A 15440-nucleotide genomic window follows, 5' to 3' on the forward strand; every position below is an offset into this window, starting at 1 on the left:
TTTAGATCGGCATGCGTGCGATTTCGAGATAGGCGCTGACGACCTTGTCCCGGATGGCGATGGCGGTTTGCAGCGACTGTTCGGCATTCATGACGGAATCGATGACTTCGCGGGTATTGGCCTCGCCGCGGATGCCCTGAATCGAATTGACTTCGGACTGTCTCAGGCCGTTGGTCATCTCGGTCGCCATATTGCCCATGACTTCGGCAAAGCTCTGCGTCTTGCCGGCCGTGGCAGCGCCGCCGAGAATGCTCTGCGCCGACGAGGCGCCGGATGTCGAGGTCACGTCCTTGACGGTCGAGATGGCTGCGCTGATGGTTTTGATTGCGTCGATCATTATTGCGATGCCCTGAGAAGGTCGATTGTTGCGGAGATCAGGTCGCGTGCCTGCTTCGTGGTCTGGAGATTGGCCTCGTAGGAACGGTTTGCTTCCCGCATGTCGGCCATTTCGATCAGCACGTTGACGTTCGGCATCTTGACCATGCCCTTGTCATCGGCGGCCGGATTGCCCGGATCGAATTCGACGGAGAAGTCGGAATCGTCGGTTCCCAGACGCTGAACCTCGACGGTGGAAGCACCGCTGGCACGGTCGATTTCCGCAGCGAAACTGACCGTCTTGCGGCGGTATGGGTCGAGGCCTGGCGCATCGCCCGAAGAACGGGCATTGGCGATGTTTTCCGAAACGATACGCAGGCGCGTCGATTCCGCTTCGAGGCCGGAGGCCGAGACTTTGAGAGCTGAGACCAGAGGATCCATCGAGATTATTTCCGTACCGTCATGAGCATCATCCGGTGAAACGCCTTGACGAGCCCCGTATTGAGCTCGTAGTCGCGCTTGACTTCACCGGTCTTCATCAATTCCTTTTCAAGCCGGACGCTGTTGCCCGATTGCTGGACCTCGACATCATCCAGCATGCTGGTTTCCGTCACCTGCGCGGCACTGCTGCCATCGGTAAAATGCGCCGGGTTGGTGGAGGCCATCTGGAAGCCGGTTTGCTGCAGCACGCTTTCGAACGGCTTGACGTCCTTGGCGGCATAATGCGGCGTGTTGGCGTTGGCGATGTTGCCGGCGACGACGTTCTGGCGGACTGCCAGCCATTGCGCCTGCCGGGACGCGAGATCGAAAAGCTGTATAGGTTGCATCATGCGACTCCATGCTTGTTGCTGGAGAACCTATGGACGCAATCTTGCGTGGGACTGAATTGGATGGCGTATCGGAAGCGCTGGAAATGCAGGCCTTGCGCGGTGATGCTTTTTGGCACCGCCATTGGCGGGAGGCCGCAAATGGCGGCAAGTGCCGTCATCTGCGCGGGATCGTGCCCGCGACGGATCAAAGGCCGCCCGATCAGTCAGCCTGATAGATGTCGCCCTTGGAGGTGATCATCACCCAGCGCCCGTCGCGCTGTTCCAATGTCGCAAGGCGGCTGTTGTCCGGCAAGGTCGAGCCGATGCGGACAATATACATGCCGCTGCTGTCTTCGATCAGCGCGCGGCCATTGGCGACATGCATCAGCCTGAAAGCACTGGAAGAGGGAAAAGGCTGCTCCAGATCGTCCTGGACGCCAGGCTTCTTGGCGGCATCGGCATTGGGGACCGTGGCGGTGGTCAACTGATCGACGGCCGATTGCGTCGCTTCGTCACGTTCCATCATCGCCGTCGGCGATGCTGAACCGCCGGGGCCTTCACGGCCGGGAATGTCGCGGGTATTGCCCTGCCAGAGCGTCGGCATCGAGAATTTGTCCTGGTGCAGGAAGGCATACCAGGGGAAAAATGTTGCGATCGCGGCAAGGGCCACGCCGGTTGCACCCAGCGCCTTGTCGATCAGGGGCGTGCGCTCGCCGCGCTTGCGCTGCGGGACGATTTCATCGGCGTCATAGTCGGTCATGGCTCATCCCCTCCGCATGCTTGCGGCCTGACCGGCGTTGGCTGCCGCCTTCAGCGCATTGGCAAGGTCGGTGAACGCATCGAAGGCCGGGCGTTCGCCGGGTGTCTGTTTCAAGATGTCGTAGATGACGGGAACCTGCTTGATCGCCATGTCGAGATCCGGATCGCTGCCGGGCCTGTAACCGCCGATCAGCCGGAGATCGCGGGTTTCCTCAAAGCGGTGGATCAGCGATTTCAGACGCCCGACCAGCTTTTCCTGATCCGGCGTCCAGGCTTTTCGCGCCAGACGCGATACGGAGGCCAAGGGATTGACCGGCGGATAGCGGCCTTCCTCGGCAAGGCTGCGGTCCATGACGATATGGCCATCGAGAATACCGCGCGTGGAGTCGGCGATCGGATCGTTGTGATTGTCGCCATCGACGAGAATGGAAATGATCGCGGTGATCGTTCCTGCCCCTTCGGCGCCAGGACCTGCGCGTTCCAACAGTCGTGGAAGCTCTGTAAAGACCGAAGCGGGATAGCCGCGCGCGATCGGCGGCTCGCCCGAGGCGGTTGCGACCTCACGGATGGCATGGGCAAACCGGGTGACGCTGTCGACGATCAAAAGCACGTTGTCGCCCTGGTCGCGGTAATGTTCTGCAATGGTGACGGCGGTCAGCGGCGCCATCTTGCGCAGCATCGGGCTTTCATCGCTGGTGGCGACCACGGCAACTGACTTGGACAGGTTTTCCCCCAGCGTGTCTTCGATGAATTCGCGCACTTCACGGCCACGTTCGCCGACCAGCGCGATGACAACCTTGTCGAAGGCATCGGCGCGCGCAAGCATCGACAGCAAGGTGGATTTGCCAACGCCGGAGCCGGCGAAGACGCCGAGACGCTGGCCAAGGCAGAGCGGCGAAAAAATGTCGATGGCCCGCACCCCGGTGCGAAAGCCGTGCTCGACGCGCTTGCGGGTCATCGAGGGCGGTGCGGTATTGGAGATCGGCCGGCGGATATCGCCCTGCAGCAGCGGACCGCGTCCGTCGATTGGCTCGCCCAGCGAATTGATGGTGCGGCCGCACCAGCTTTCCGTCGGCGCGATGCGGAAAGCGCCTTTGCGGATGACCGTGTCGTGAATGCCGATCGGGTCGCCCGGTTCGATCGGGCAGACGACAACGATGTCCTGCTCGACCTTGACGACTTCTCCGAGATGAACGCCGGTCGAGCTCTTATGCGCCACGAACTCGCCCAGGCGGACATGCCGGGAAAGGCCGGTGACCGTGTAATACCCTGCCGAAATCGACTGGACATGGCCGCCGGGTGCGATCGAGAATTCCGGATTGGAGTATCGCCCGACGAGGCCGCCAAGAGCGGCCAGCGACGTCGAGGAATTGCTGATCTGGAGTTTATCGTTCTGCATGCCGGTTCCTGCCGTCTGCCCGCGAAACCGGTAAAATGCGCCGGGGCGTGGCCTTGGTCCTGTCGAATATCAAGTGGGTTATTTGCTGCCGCCGAGCGTCTTGATCGCTTCGCTCATCGACGTTTCGCTATCGCGCATCAGGGCCGAGATATTCTCGAAGGCGCGCGACACCATGATCAGCTGCGACATTTCCTGAACCGGGTTGACGTTGGATTCCTCGACATAGCCCTGCATCACGCCGACATCGAAGCGATCGACGACTGGTTCCGGTTCTCGGCTGGGAATGACGGCGCTGTTGTCGTAGCGCGAAAAGCCATTGCTGAAATTGGCCTCATAGAGGCCGAGTACGGCAACCTGGGTTCCGTCCTGCTGGATGGCACCATCGGCGCCGACCTTGATCTCGGAGGCTTGCGAATTGAGCTGGATCGGAGCACCGCCCGCATCCAGCACCGGATATCCACGCAGCGTAACGAGATCGCCGGTTTCCGTCAGGGTGAAGCGCCCGTCACGGGTGAGCGCCTGGCCGCCGGGTGTCTCGATCTGGAACCAGGCGTCGCCCTTGATGGCGAAATCCAGCTGGTTGCCGGTCTGGCTGAGGCCGCCATTGTTGGTATTGAGAAATTCCTTGCCCTCCGACACGAACGAAACCTTGGTCGGCCGCGTATCGCCCAGCACCTGGTTGAACTTCACTTCCGTCGAGCGGAAACCGACGGTGCTGGAATTGGCGACATTGTCGGCCAGCGTGTTCATGCGTTTTTCAAGCGCCATCTGCGACGAGACGGCCACGTACATACCGGTCTGCATTTCAGCGTCCCCCGAGTTTCAGTGTGTTGATGGACAGGAGGAGATCGGAGGAAATGCCGTAGCCGCTGGATGAGCCGAAGACGGCCAGAGGGTCGTAAGGGTCTGACGAATTGTTGAGCTCCCAAAGCGCGGTAAAGCGCTCGAGAAGCTTCGACAGCTTGGCCGGATCCTTGAAATCCTTGATGTCGATTGCCTTTTCGATCGCCGCTGCCTGCTTGTCGATATCGGCTGCGGCGAATTCGTCCGGCATCTGCAAAAGCGTGCGGGTGACCTGCGCCAGCGCATCGTCGGCCAGCAAGCCGAAGGCGCTGGTGATCGAGGGCGCCGTGCGCTCGAAATAGAGCGCCAGGCGTACGCCCGCATTGTCCTCGCCGGCGGTCTGCTCCAGCGTCTGGCGGGCATACTTGTCGGCGACGCCCTTCTGGGCCTTGTCGAAAGATGTGGCGGCCGTGCCGTTGCGGGCAAAATTCAGCGATTCCACCAGGTCCGAATAGCGGCTGTCGGTCAGCTGCTTGGCAAAGGAATCGTCCTTGTCGATGCCTTCGGTCAGGACCTTGCGCATGAAGGCCTTGGCATAGCCCATGTCTTCGAGGCCATGTGCCTTGATCGCGTAGTTATAAAGCCGCGTATCGGAAAAGAAGTCGTCGACCGTTTTGACGTTGCCGATATTGGCAAGATAATATTCGGTTTCGCGCGCCACATCCGGCTGCTCCGACACCCGCTCCAGCGACTTTGTCAGGTTGCCTGCGATCATCTGGTAGCTGGTGTAAGTCGTCGTCACGACGTTTCCCCGTTCATCCAATGGAAATGACGCATTGCGCGCCGATTGAACGGAAACCTGACGGTTGTTGCTTGCGCGAACCTGTTTGCCCGCAAGACCGGCGGATGTGGCCAACAGCCAGCCTCACGCAAGGCTGGCGGCCTAACGATACCCTCGAAAATCCACCATTGCGGCAGGTATCGAAATGAACATCATCATCGGGCTCCTCTTGACATTGGGCTGTATCCTTGGCGGCTTCATTGCCATGGGCGGCCACATGGAGGTTCTGAATCAGCCCTTCGAGCTTGTCATCATCGGCGGCGCGGGGATCGGCGGCTACATCATGGCCAATTCGATGAAGGTTCTGAAGGATACCGGCAAGGCGCTCGGCGAGGCCTTCACCCATAAGATTCCGAAGGAACGCAATTATCTCGACACGCTGGGCGTTCTCTACAGCCTGATGCGCGACCTGCGCACCAAGTCGCGCAACGAGATCGAAAGCCATATCGACAATCCCGATGAATCCTCGATCTTCCAGTCGGCCCCGACCGTCCTGAAGAACAAGGAACTGACAGCCTTCATCTGCGATTACGTCCGCCTCATCATCATCGGCAATGCCCGCTCCCACGAGATCGAGGCGCTGATGGACGAGGAGATCAACACGATCACCCACGACAAGATGAAGCCCTATCACGCGCTGACGACCATGAGCGACGCCTTCCCGGCCATCGGCATCGTCGCCGCCGTTCTCGGCGTCATCAAGGCCATGGGCGCCATCTCGGAATCGCCGGAAGTTCTCGGCGGCAAGATCGCCGCTGCCCTCGTCGGCACCATGCTCGGCATCTTCCTCTCCTACTGTATCGCCAGCCCGGTGATCGCCAATATCAAGGCCGTTCGCGACAAGCAGAACCGCCTCTACATCATCGTCAAGCAGACGCTGCTTGCCTATATGAACGGCTCGGTTCCCCAGGTTGCGCTCGAATACGGCCGCAAGACCATCTCGGCCTATGAGCGTCCGTCGATCGACGCGGTCGAGCAGGAAATGATGAACCCCGGTGGTGGCGGCGAAAGCAAGGCGGCCTGATCCGATGACCTCACCGACCAACAACAACGTCTACACGTTCGACCGCAAGCTTCTTGCTCGCATGACCGGAGCGCTTGGCGACAACAAGACGATCGGCAAGCTGTGCAGCGATCTCGGCCATGTGTTTGCCGAATTCTTGCCCGACATCTTCCAGAACGAGACCGGGCTGGATATCGACATCGGCTATGCCGGCTTCGATACCGGCCTGAAGAGCGAACTGATCGCCAATCTCGGCAATGGTGTTGCGCTGTGCGATACGTCGCTGCGCAACTGGTGCCCCGATTTCGTCATCAGCTGCGACAGCCCTGTCATCATCACGCTGATGGAAATCCTTTTGGGTGCGCCGTCCAATGCCATCGAGGAGCCGAAGCCCCGGTCGCTGTCGAATATCGAACTCGACGTGGCCACGATGATCTTCGAAAAGATCGCCGATGTGTTGAAATCCGCAGTGAGCGTGGCCGGCAGTTTCGAGCCTGTCGCCGGGCGTCCCTACAATGCCAGCCAGCGCCCGGCGCCGGACCCGGATGTGGCCGACGTCTACGTCGCCTGCATCAATGTGACGATGGGTCTGGGGCCGGTGCTCTCGACCTTCTCGATCATCGTGCCGCAGCAGACGCTTTTGAAGACCGCCGTCGTGTTTCCGAAGGGCATGGGCCAGGGCCGCAAGGCCAAGGGCGCCTGGGGCGAACAGCTTGAGCAGCAGGTCCGCCGCTCGACGGTCTGCCTTGAAGCGCGCATCAAGCTGCAGAGCCTGACGCTGGACAGCATCAGCCGCCTTCAGCCCGGCGATGTCATTCCGTTTCTCGATACCAAGGATGTGCGCGTCGAGATCAACGCCAACGGCCGCGACCTCTATATCTGCGAATTCGGGCGGTCCGGCGCAAAATACACCGTGCGGGTCAAGGATACGCACGGTTCGGAGAGCGACATTCTCCACCACCTGATGAGTTAAAAAGTCCCTGCCTTACCCGGCAACATGGTTGGGGCAAGTTTCAACTGGAATAGTTTGCACATGGCACCGAAGAAAGCACCAATAGAAGACCAGGCGATCTTAAGCGGCGGCGATGCCGAGCTTGATCAGGCCATCGACGATCTGCGTGGCGTCCTGCAAAGCGATGCCACGGGGACAGTGCCAGCTACCGATTTCGGCATGGATTTCGCGGCAACCTCGGCAGCCGGGGAAATGTCGGATTTCGGCAGCTCCTTTTCAGCCGAAACCGATCTGAGCAGCTTCGGCGGCGATTTTAGCGCCAACAGCTTTGCCGACCTTGACCAGGCGTCTGCGGCACCTGCCTTCGACGCCGGTTCGTTCGGGGCAAAAGCATTCGGCGGCGACGCGTTCGAAGATCAGGCCGCCGGTGAACCCGGCAGCGGCATGACGGCCAATCTCGATCTGATCATGGATATCCCGATCGATGTCCAGATCGTTCTCGGCACCAGCCGCATGCAGGTCTCCGGCCTGATGAACCTGACGGAAGGTGCGACGATCGCGCTCGACCGCCGGATCGGCGAACCGGTGGAGATCGTCGTCAACGGCCGGGTGATCGGCCGTGGCGAAATCACCGTTCTCGACGAAGATGAAACGCGTTTCGGTGTGAAACTCATCGAAATCAAGGGTACCAGTAAAGTTTGAACCCGGTTAGGGTCATAAGGATCAATCCATGATGGATTTCGACAATTTCGAGGCTTCGGCGCCCACAAGGCCCCTCACCCAAATGGACAAGGCGGCTGCGGTTCTCCTTGCTATGGGCAAGCCGATTGCCGGCAAGTTGTTGAAATTCTTCACGCAGAGCGAATTGCAGGGCATTATCGCCTCGGCCCAGTCGCTCCGCTCCATTCCCCCGCACGAGCTGGAAATCCTGGTCAACGAGTTCGAGGACCTGTTCACCGAAGGTGCCGGCCTGATGGACAATGCCAAGGCTATCGAGGGTATCCTCGAAGAAGGCCTGACGCCGGACGAGGTTGACGGCCTGCTTGGCCGCCGCACCGCGTTTGCCGCCTATGAGGCCAATATCTGGGACCGGCTGCAGGATTCCGACCCGATTTTCGTCGCCCAGAGCCTGGGCAAGGAACATGCGCAGACAATCGCCTATGTGCTGTCGATGATGCCATCGACCTTTGGCGCCAAGGTCCTGCTGCAGTTGCCGGAAAGCAACCGCGCCGACATCATCAACCGCGCCGTCAACATGAAGAGCGTCAGCCCCAAGGCCGCGCAGATCATCGAGGCCCGCGTGGTCGAGATGATGCGCGAGATGGATGCGGAGAAGAACTCGGTCGGCTCGATCAAGATCGCCGAGGTCATGAACGAACTGGAAAAGACCCAGGTCGAGACGCTGCTTGCCTCGCTGGAATCGATCAGCACCGAATCGGTCAAGAAGGTCCGCCCGAAGATCTTCCTGTTCGACGACGTTCTCTACATGCCGCAGCGCAGCCGCGTTCAGCTGTTCAACGACGTCTCGGGCGACATCATCACCATGGCGTTGCGCGGATCCGGCATGGAACTGCGCGAATCGGTTCTCGCCTCGATCGGCGCGCGTCAGCGCCGCATGATCGAATCGGATCTTGCTGCCGGCGATGTCGGCATCAATCCGCGCGATATTGCCATTGCCCGCCGCTCGATCACCCAGGAAGCCATCCGGCTTGCCGCAAGCGGCCAGATCGAACTGAAGGAAAAGGAAGCCGTGGCCGCCTGACGGCGCACTCTCCTCTCTTCACCGCCAAAGCCTATGTGAAGCCCTTCAATCCATCCCGGTTGAGGGGCTTTTTGGCATGGGCTCTGCTTCAACGCCCTAGTTTCTGTGAAGCATCGGGTTCCCGCGCATATCTTCCTTGCATGCCCTCCTGCCCCGGCTCACAACAGGTCTGACAGCAATCATTGCTGCCGCAGATGCAAGAGGCCTTCATCCGATGTCGGACGATCAGGACAAAGACAGCAAAACCGAATCGCCGACCGAGAAGAAAATGACCGACGCCATGGAGAAGGGCAACACGCCCTTTTCGCGCGAAGTCACCATGTTCGCCTCAGTCGTCGCCATCTATATTTTCGTGGTTTTCTTCCTGCCGACTGGCTTTGCCACGGTCGCTGAATCGCTGAAGGATATTTTCGAGCAACCGGAGGCCTGGCGCATCAATACATCGACCGATGTGGTCGCGCTGATATCACACCTCTTCTGGAAGGCTGGCACGCTGCTCATTCCGTTTTTCGTGCTGCTGATCGTCTTCGGGATCGGATCGTCCATCCTGCAGAACCTGCCGAGCCCGGTGCTGGACCGGGTCGCGCCGAAAATGAACCGGATTTCGCCGGTCGGCGGGTTCAAGCGCATCTACGGCATCCAGGGCATCGTCGAGTTCGCCAAGGCTTTTGCCAAGGTGGCCGTCGTGTCGCTGATCATCGTGCTGGTGCTCTGGAACGATTATTACGCCACGCTTGATTCGATGTTTTCAGACCCTTTGACGATCTTTGCGACGATGTCGAAGGACTTCAACCAGATCATGATCGTCATCCTGATCGCGACGGCCGTCATTGCCATCGCCGATTTTTTCTGGACGCGGCATCATTGGTATACCGAGCTGATGATGACGAAGCAGGAGGTCAAGGAAGAACTCAAACAGTCCCAGGGCGACCCGATCATCCGTGCAAGATTGCGTTCCATTGCGCGCGACAGGGCCCGCAGGCGCATGATTACTGCGGTTCCGCGCGCCACGCTCGTGATTGCAAACCCGACGCACTATGCCGTTGCGCTGCGTTATGTGCGCGAAGAAGGCGATGCACCTGTGGTCGTTGCCAAGGGGCAGGACCTTGTCGCGCTGAAGATTCGCGAGATGGCGGAGCAAAACGGCATTCCCGTTTTCGAAGACCCGCCGCTTGCACGCTCAATGTTTGCGCAAGTCTCGGTGGATAGTGTGATTCCACCGGTGTTTTACAAGGCAGTCGCCGAACTCATTCACCGGATCTATGCAACGCAGCCGAAACGGATGACGTGATCCCAATGAAAAAATGCGAATATTCGGACCAACGCGAAAAAATAGTAGCCGATGCGATCCGCCCAGTTGCGACGGAATTGCGGCTGATCGATGCCGCCGACTTTATCGCAATGCTGCGCTTTGAATCGCATGGGAGCCTCGCGGACCTGGTATCGTCGGCCGCAGAACTCTATTTTCTTCCCGGTACGGTGAATTTCGGCATCGGCGGCAACTATTCCCTGGACTGGGGGACGGAGCCGGAAATCACGCTTGATCTCGAATTGAAGCCTGATGGCGTCACCGTCTATGCGCAGCTGGCGCTCGGCAAGGACTCAGCTGGCCTTGAGATCAACCATATCGCGTTTCAAAGCCCGTCCAGCGATCCGGACGAGAATACGGCGTTCCTGGCGGAAAGCCTCAACGCAGCGAAATTTGTCAAATCCTACCCGGCAGGCCTTGCAGGTTAATCCTGCGGCCATTTGCCGATCCGGGCCATGACGGCCCAACACTCCCAATCAGCTGATATAACCGAGACGAATGGCCTTGGCGATCGCCTGGATTCTGTTGACCGAATCCAGCTTGGTTGTCGCGGCCCCGAGATAGGCGTTGACCGTATGAACCGACAGCCCCATCTTCTCGGCGATTTCCTCGCTGATATAGCCGTCGCCGGCCATTTGCAGGCAGCCGATCTCACGGTCGCTCAAGGATTCCGACGGCAGCATGCGCCGTTCGTCGGCGGCCAGAAGATCGGTCATGACCTGGCAGCTGCGCCCATGCAGATCGATGATCACCTCGCTCGCCACATCGATATAGCTGCCCATGAAGACAACATAGCCATTGCCCTGGGCGCCGAGCCGGACAGGCAGGGCCATGCCGGAATAGGGCAGGATGCGGGCGGAAAGCCGCTGGGTGAAGCGGGCAAAATCCGGCGTTTCCGCCGCCTGATGCTCGCCCGTGCCGTTCCACAGAAGCGGAAGCAGGGACGCATCGAGATGCGCCAGCATCTCGCCACCATAGGCCGACACCAGCTCATGGGCCGCAGCCTCGCTGCCCGCACCCCAATTGTCGAGGACGCAGCTGAGCTTGCGGGTTGCCGGAAGGCCGTTTCCGTTCAGCCGCAGCACGGCGAAATTCTTGGCGTTGACCTGCTTTTGCATCGTCTGCAGCCGCGCCACGAGCGTTGCTGCCTTTGACGCCCGCGCCTGCAGCCTGCCGGTCTTTGGATCGTCGCCTGGGCGCGGATGCGGGAGGAAATAGGTCATGACCGGCCTCCTAGACGAGATTGTTGCGAACGGCGTAAGCAATGGCTTCGGAGCGTGTCTTCGTCGCCGTCTTGCGCATCACGCTGGTGATGTAGTTGTTGATCGTGTTGCGCGAGATCCCGAGGATGACGGCGATTTCGTCGCTGGTCTTGCCTTCGGCAATCCAGAACAGGCATTCGAGCTCGCGTTCCGTCAGCTCGAAATCACGATCGGTGCGCGCGCCGCGTTCGGTGGTGAAGCTGGCAAAATAACCGGTGAGCAGGCCGACATCCCGCAGGCTTTCCTGCGACAGGATCACATCCTGCGGGAAGAGCAGCATCAAGGACAGCCGGGCACGCCCGACATTGAAGGTGATGGCGCAATATTCGCGGCTGATGCCACGGCTGATGTCGATATCGTCGGGTAGGCTCATGAACACCGGCTGCATCACCGACAGGCATTTCTCCATCTCGTTGGTCTTTGAGTGGAGCTGCGACATCACCTTGCCGAGCCGCTTGACGACATCGAACGGCCAGTCCGAACATACGACGAAATCCAGACCTTCATCCTGGGAGAGATCATACCGCGCCAGCAGATAGTGGGTGGCTCCGACATAATCCGTCAGGGCTGCAAGCCCCTTGCTCAGATTGCCGCGCTCGGCAAATTCGCCCAGCCTGCGAATGAGCTGCTCCTTGGAAGGAGCCCGCCCGGCGCCGCGCATGACCGATCCTGGCAATGACCAAGCCGTAACGTCTTTCTGTAGAGCATCCATGACATTACCCCCGTGATGGATTCGTCCGTGCTCATCAAGCGCTTTCACCGCCGCCGGCAACCGTGTCGAAGCGTCCGCATTCTTCAACACACGCGAATCAGTACGCGAATCACTACATAAAATGTACATCGCCCCCTACAAAAAACTACTGCCCCCTTATCGGGATTTACTTTTTCGATTTTCCGTGAATCGATTCGTTCGCAAACAGGCGAAAAACGGGACACTTGTGACCATACGGAAAATTCTGTTCAATTATATTATTGTTATTGCTTATTTTTATTTGAATTTATGGAGCGGTAAAAGACCTTTTCTCCGGAAACAAACGGCATAAGGTGTTCAATAATGTGCTAAAATAGCCAAACAAATCACCGCCGATTGAATCGGTGCCTTTTGTCAAGTTTTTCCTTTTGTTATTTGTTTCAGGCGCTGTTGCGAAAATACACCAACGAAATGCACCGTTTAAATTTGAGAACAAAACATAAACCAAAGCAATGCCGAACATAAATGCCTTATAATATTTTAATCAAACTGAATTACTACTGACGCGGAGAATCAATACCTGAGCAGGTGCACGCAAAACGCCAGACAAGCGCGCTTTTCCCCAGAGAAAAATTAACGGTTTGTTAAATATAACGAATCGCGAAGCGTCGGGTTACATCGCCGGAGCCGCACCCGATTCTTGCAACCTTGCACACGCAGGAAGGCAATACAGCAAAAGACGCTGCCTCTAGCTTTTTGGGAGGGAATGCTCTTGCGGGCTGCCGAGGGTGTGCAGAGAGGCGAGAGACACCCGCCTGTTCGCGTCCCGATAAAATTTTCTCGGTGAACCGACGAAATACGTTTGGCCGCCGATCGTCTCAACGGAAAAACCCGCCGGGTGGGCGGGTTTTGCTGTGGTGGCTGGGATGCGTTTTCAGGCTGCTTTGTCGGCGACCCATTTGCGCAGGATCTTGGCAGCGCGCTCTTCGCTGATTTCGACCATGCGGGCGAGCCTGCGTTCAGGACCTTCCTTGACGCGCCGGTTGAAGCCGCCCTCGCTGTCGTCGCCGAGGCTGAGCAGGTCGTCGGTGCTGTCGAAGCCGAAGTCGGAACCGAAGCCTTCCATCAAGGCGCCGCCGGCACCGCCATTTGCGGCAGGCGAGAAGTCGGGCAGTTCAAGGCCAACCGGTTCATTGTCATTGAGCGCCACACCCGGGCCGCCGAGGCCCAGCGACCGGGCCAGGGGACGCATGCCCATCCAGACCACCAGGAAGGCAACCACGATGAAGGCGAGCGCATTGATGATGCCGCCGAGATTGCGCGTGAGCGTTTCCATGATGCCGGGGCCGGCGACCGCTTCATCGAGGAGCTGGGTGTTGACGAAATCCATCGCTGTCAGCGTGATCATGTCGCCGCGTGCCGGATCAAGGCCAACGGCCGAGGCGACGATCTTCTGCATTTCCTGGATATAGGCGTCGATCTTCGGCTGGTCGGCGCCTTCGCCGATCATGGCGGCGATGCGGCCGCGATTGACCACGACGGCGACCGAGAGCTTTTCGAGCGTATAGCTGTTCTTGACGGTGGCGACGGTCTTCGAGTTGATCTCGTAGTTGGTCTGCTCTTCCTTCTTTTCGGTCTGGTCGTTTGACTGAGGGCCTGCAGCCCCGCCTGTTGGCGCTGCCTGCGGCACGTTCTGCTGAACCGTGGCCGCATTATCGGCCTGCTGCTGGCTGGATTTCTGCTCTTCCTTGGTCACGCGGGTGGAGCGCTCGACGCGCGATTCCGGATCGAAGACCGTTTCCTGGATCTGCTGGGTATCGGTGTTCAGCTTGGCGGTGACGCTGGAGCGGAAATTGTCCATGCCAAGGAAAGGTGTCAGCGCCTTGTCGATATTGTTTTCGACTTCCTTCTGGACGTTCTGGATGATGCCGAGCGACTGGTTCATGGCGCTGTTGGCCGGATCGTCGCCGGAGGCCAGGAGCTGGCCGGTGGAATCGAGGATCGTCACGTCGTCGATGCCAAGCCCCGGAACGGACGACGCCACCAGATGGCGGATCGAGGCTGCGGCATTGCGGCCGATATTGGCGCTGGCGCGGATCATCACCGATGCCGTTGGGTTCTGCTCGGCTTTTCTGAAGCTGCCGCGATCGGCCATGACGATGTGGACGCGGGCAGCGGAAATTCCGGAAATCTGCTGGATGGTGCGGGCGATCTCGCCTTCAAGAGCACGGACGCGGGTGACTTCCTGCATGAAGGAGGTGAGGCCGAGCGAACCGACATTGTCGAACAGTTCGTAGCCGGCATTGGCACTGTTGGGCAGGCCGCGCTCGGCGAGATAGAGCCTTGCCTTGCCGGTCATTCCAACGGGAACCTGGATGCTTGCGCCGTCGGTTCCGGTTTCAAAGTTGATGTTGGCTTCGGCAAGAGCAACACTGACCTGATTGAGGTCGTTGCTTTCAAGGCCGACATAGAGCGTTTCAAAGGAGGGCTTGTTGACGTAGAGCCCGGCAGCGAGAACGATCGCAACCGCAACGACACCGGCTGAGATCAGCGCGATAATCTTGCCTTGCCCCAGACCGGCCAGGTTCTTCGTGACCGATGAAAGTTGATCCAACAGATTCATTCTGTTTCCGCACCCAGTGGCGCATGTTCCGTTCAGACAACATCGCCTGGGGAGTGAACATGAGCAGATCCAAACATTCGGGTTTCTGACGGATTTGACACATGCGCTTCGTCACATCACGCGCAAATCGACCAGTCCCGATTGGCACACTAGAAAACGAAACTTGCGCGAACTTGTCTTGAAGCTGTCCTCCCTTGACGTGCTGGCCCTGTTTCCGGCTTTACGGACCACGCAAAAAACGGGGCCATCTTTCGACGGCCCCGCTGGATATTCCGGTATTTATCAGCGGATTAGAGAGTGCGGTCCGTATAACGGGCCCGGTCCGCATCGATTTCAGCCTGGGAATAGGGCTTGGACGTGTCATCGAAGCTCGTCCAACCCTGACCTTCATAGGCAGTCCGGCGCGCCGGTACATCCACCCAGTTCGAGCGCTTCAAGATCGCTTCGGCTTCTGCGGCGCGCGATTCGTCCACCTTGGCCGTCACCAGCGTGCCGCCACGGCGCACACCTTCAGCATAGACATGCGCATCGCGCTCATCGACGCCGGAATCCGTCAGCGCCCCGATGATACCGCCAGCGGCACCGCCGACCACGGCACCGGCAACTGCGCCAGCTGCCGTTGCAGCAAGCCAGCCTGCGGCGACGACGGGGCCAACGCCCGGGATCGCCATGATGCCAAGGCCGGTCAACAGGCCACCGACACCACCGACGGCGGCACCAATGCCGGCACCTGTGCCTGCGTCTTCGGCGACATCATTGTCACCCTTGTGGCGGCCATCGGCGTTGTTGGAAACAATGCTGATATCGCTATCGGAAATGCCGGCAGCCTTCAGCTGATCAACAGCGGCAGTGGCATCGGAATAGTCATCGAACAGTCCGGTTACGGTCTTTGTCATGGTGTTTCTCCGTGTGTTTATGTGTGGTTTATATGG

The 15440-nt window shown here is 59.1% G+C and carries 18 protein-coding genes; 7 read left to right on the top strand and 11 right to left on the bottom strand.

The window, feature by feature from the left end:
* Nucleotide 1 precedes the first annotated feature (1 nt).
* Genes PYR65_RS19135 through flgB form a run of 3 tightly spaced genes read right to left on the bottom strand, consistent with a single transcriptional unit; the run spans nt 2 to nt 1142 of the window.
* Nucleotides 2-337, bottom strand: coding sequence for a flagellar hook-basal body complex protein FliE (locus PYR65_RS19135; RefSeq protein ID WP_060636021.1), 336 nt, complete (start codon nt 335-337; stop codon nt 2-4).
* The gene (flgC, locus tag PYR65_RS19140; RefSeq protein WP_060636022.1) at nt 337-756 is read right to left on the bottom strand and encodes a flagellar basal body rod protein FlgC; all 420 of its coding nucleotides are present in this window, start codon (nt 754-756) and stop codon (nt 337-339) included. Before flgC ends, PYR65_RS19135 begins: the two co-directional genes overlap by 1 nt.
* A 5-nt stretch (nt 757-761) precedes the next feature.
* On the bottom strand, nt 762-1142 hold the full coding sequence (gene flgB, locus PYR65_RS19145) for a flagellar basal body rod protein FlgB (protein ID WP_060636242.1): 381 nt from the start codon (nt 1140-1142) through the stop codon (nt 762-764).
* A 32-nt stretch (nt 1143-1174) separates the two neighbouring features.
* Here flgB and PYR65_RS19150 point away from each other — a divergent pair, with 32 nt between their 5' ends.
* Nucleotides 1175-1357 (top strand): hypothetical protein, encoded by a 183-nt coding sequence (locus PYR65_RS19150; protein WP_276119120.1) that lies wholly within the window; start codon nt 1175-1177, stop codon nt 1355-1357.
* On the opposite strand, the gene PYR65_RS19155 is transcribed toward PYR65_RS19150, so the two are convergent.
* The 4 genes from PYR65_RS19155 to PYR65_RS19170 form a co-directional block, all read right to left on the bottom strand.
* On the bottom strand, nt 1345-1884 hold the full coding sequence (locus PYR65_RS19155) for a hypothetical protein (protein WP_060636024.1): 540 nt from the start codon (nt 1882-1884) through the stop codon (nt 1345-1347). The genes PYR65_RS19150 and PYR65_RS19155 overlap by 13 nt on opposite strands.
* A 3-nt stretch (nt 1885-1887) precedes the next feature.
* On the bottom strand, nt 1888-3282 hold the full coding sequence (gene fliI, locus PYR65_RS19160) for a flagellar protein export ATPase FliI (protein ID WP_276119121.1): 1395 nt from the start codon (nt 3280-3282) through the stop codon (nt 1888-1890).
* Nucleotides 3283-3360: 78 nt separating this feature from the next.
* Complete coding sequence (flgF, locus tag PYR65_RS19165; RefSeq protein WP_276119122.1) at nt 3361-4086, bottom strand: flagellar basal-body rod protein FlgF; 726 nt, start codon at nt 4084-4086, stop codon at nt 3361-3363.
* Nucleotide 4087: 1 nt separating this feature from the next.
* Entirely contained in the window at nt 4088-4867 is a 780-nt protein-coding gene (locus PYR65_RS19170) for a DUF1217 domain-containing protein (RefSeq protein WP_276119123.1), read from the bottom strand.
* A gap of 184 nt (nt 4868-5051) precedes the next feature.
* Between PYR65_RS19170 and motA the strand changes: the two genes are divergently transcribed.
* The 6 genes from motA (at nt 5052) to PYR65_RS19200 (ending at nt 10360) form a co-directional block, all read left to right on the top strand.
* On the top strand, nt 5052-5930 hold the full coding sequence (motA, locus tag PYR65_RS19175) for a flagellar motor stator protein MotA (RefSeq protein WP_060636027.1): 879 nt from the start codon (nt 5052-5054) through the stop codon (nt 5928-5930).
* Between the two features lie 4 nt (nt 5931-5934).
* Nucleotides 5935-6882 carry a FliM/FliN family flagellar motor switch protein gene (locus tag PYR65_RS19180; protein ID WP_276119124.1) on the top strand — a complete coding sequence of 316 codons (948 nt, stop codon included), beginning with the start codon at nt 5935-5937 and terminating at the stop codon, nt 6880-6882.
* Between the two features lie 60 nt (nt 6883-6942).
* A complete protein-coding gene (gene fliN / locus PYR65_RS19185; protein ID WP_276119125.1) occupies nt 6943-7563 on the top strand; it encodes a flagellar motor switch protein FliN in 621 nt (206 codons plus the stop codon).
* A gap of 28 nt (nt 7564-7591) precedes the next feature.
* Complete coding sequence (gene fliG, locus PYR65_RS19190) at nt 7592-8623, top strand: flagellar motor switch protein FliG (RefSeq protein WP_060636029.1); 1032 nt, start codon at nt 7592-7594, stop codon at nt 8621-8623.
* Nucleotides 8624-8837: 214 nt separating this feature from the next.
* Complete coding sequence (gene flhB, locus PYR65_RS19195; protein WP_060636030.1) at nt 8838-9914, top strand: flagellar biosynthesis protein FlhB; 1077 nt, start codon at nt 8838-8840, stop codon at nt 9912-9914.
* Between the two features lie 5 nt (nt 9915-9919).
* Nucleotides 9920-10360 carry a hypothetical protein gene (locus tag PYR65_RS19200; RefSeq protein ID WP_276119126.1) on the top strand — a complete coding sequence of 147 codons (441 nt, stop codon included), beginning with the start codon at nt 9920-9922 and terminating at the stop codon, nt 10358-10360.
* 48 nt (nt 10361-10408) lie between these two features.
* Here the strand turns inward: PYR65_RS19200 and visR are convergent, their stop codons facing one another.
* The 4 genes from visR to PYR65_RS19220 all read right to left on the bottom strand — a co-directional run bounded on the left by visR (nt 10409) and on the right by PYR65_RS19220 (nt 15404).
* Nucleotides 10409-11155, bottom strand: coding sequence for a transcriptional regulator VisR (gene visR, locus PYR65_RS19205; RefSeq protein WP_060636032.1), 747 nt, complete (start codon nt 11153-11155; stop codon nt 10409-10411).
* Between the two features lie 10 nt (nt 11156-11165).
* Nucleotides 11166-11906: a transcriptional regulator VisN gene (gene visN, locus PYR65_RS19210; protein ID WP_060636033.1), complete on the bottom strand. Its 741-nt coding sequence runs from the start codon at nt 11904-11906 to the stop codon at nt 11166-11168.
* Between the two features lie 913 nt (nt 11907-12819).
* Nucleotides 12820-14508, bottom strand: a complete 1689-nt coding sequence (gene fliF, locus PYR65_RS19215; RefSeq protein WP_276119127.1) for a flagellar basal-body MS-ring/collar protein FliF — start codon at nt 14506-14508, stop codon at nt 12820-12822.
* 290 nt (nt 14509-14798) lie between these two features.
* Nucleotides 14799-15404: a general stress protein gene (locus PYR65_RS19220; RefSeq protein WP_060636035.1), complete on the bottom strand. Its 606-nt coding sequence runs from the start codon at nt 15402-15404 to the stop codon at nt 14799-14801.
* Between the last annotated feature and the right edge of the window lie 36 nt (nt 15405-15440).

The sequence above is a fragment of the Pararhizobium qamdonense genome (assembly GCF_029277445.1).
GTDB classification, from domain to species: domain Bacteria; phylum Pseudomonadota; class Alphaproteobacteria; order Rhizobiales; family Rhizobiaceae; genus Pararhizobium; species Pararhizobium qamdonense.

What these genes read in the sequence shown, in the direction of transcription:
- PYR65_RS19155 (WP_060636024.1), bottom strand. Translation starts at nt 1,884, where the DNA reads ATGACCGACTATGACGCCGATGAAATCGTCCCGCAGCGCAAGCGCGGC.
- flhB (WP_060636030.1), top strand. Translation starts at nt 8,838, where the DNA reads ATGTCGGACGATCAGGACAAAGACAGCAAAACCGAATCGCCGACCGAG.
- fliI (WP_276119121.1), bottom strand. Translation starts at nt 3,282, where the DNA reads ATGCAGAACGATAAACTCCAGATCAGCAATTCCTCGACGTCGCTGGCC.
- fliG (WP_060636029.1), top strand. Translation starts at nt 7,592, where the DNA reads ATGATGGATTTCGACAATTTCGAGGCTTCGGCGCCCACAAGGCCCCTC.
- flgF (WP_276119122.1), bottom strand. Translation starts at nt 4,086, where the DNA reads ATGCAGACCGGTATGTACGTGGCCGTCTCGTCGCAGATGGCGCTTGAA.
- PYR65_RS19180 (WP_276119124.1), top strand. Translation starts at nt 5,935, where the DNA reads ATGACCTCACCGACCAACAACAACGTCTACACGTTCGACCGCAAGCTT.
- motA (WP_060636027.1), top strand. Translation starts at nt 5,052, where the DNA reads ATGAACATCATCATCGGGCTCCTCTTGACATTGGGCTGTATCCTTGGC.
- visR (WP_060636032.1), bottom strand. Translation starts at nt 11,155, where the DNA reads ATGACCTATTTCCTCCCGCATCCGCGCCCAGGCGACGATCCAAAGACC.
- flgB (WP_060636242.1), bottom strand. Translation starts at nt 1,142, where the DNA reads ATGCAACCTATACAGCTTTTCGATCTCGCGTCCCGGCAGGCGCAATGG.
- PYR65_RS19150 (WP_276119120.1), top strand. Translation starts at nt 1,175, where the DNA reads ATGGACGCAATCTTGCGTGGGACTGAATTGGATGGCGTATCGGAAGCG.
- PYR65_RS19220 (WP_060636035.1), bottom strand. Translation starts at nt 15,404, where the DNA reads ATGACAAAGACCGTAACCGGACTGTTCGATGACTATTCCGATGCCACT.
- visN (WP_060636033.1), bottom strand. Translation starts at nt 11,906, where the DNA reads ATGGATGCTCTACAGAAAGACGTTACGGCTTGGTCATTGCCAGGATCG.
- PYR65_RS19135 (WP_060636021.1), bottom strand. Translation starts at nt 337, where the DNA reads ATGATCGACGCAATCAAAACCATCAGCGCAGCCATCTCGACCGTCAAG.
- PYR65_RS19200 (WP_276119126.1), top strand. Translation starts at nt 9,920, where the DNA reads ATGAAAAAATGCGAATATTCGGACCAACGCGAAAAAATAGTAGCCGAT.
- fliN (WP_276119125.1), top strand. Translation starts at nt 6,943, where the DNA reads ATGGCACCGAAGAAAGCACCAATAGAAGACCAGGCGATCTTAAGCGGC.
- flgC (WP_060636022.1), bottom strand. Translation starts at nt 756, where the DNA reads ATGGATCCTCTGGTCTCAGCTCTCAAAGTCTCGGCCTCCGGCCTCGAA.
- fliF (WP_276119127.1), bottom strand. Translation starts at nt 14,508, where the DNA reads ATGAATCTGTTGGATCAACTTTCATCGGTCACGAAGAACCTGGCCGGT.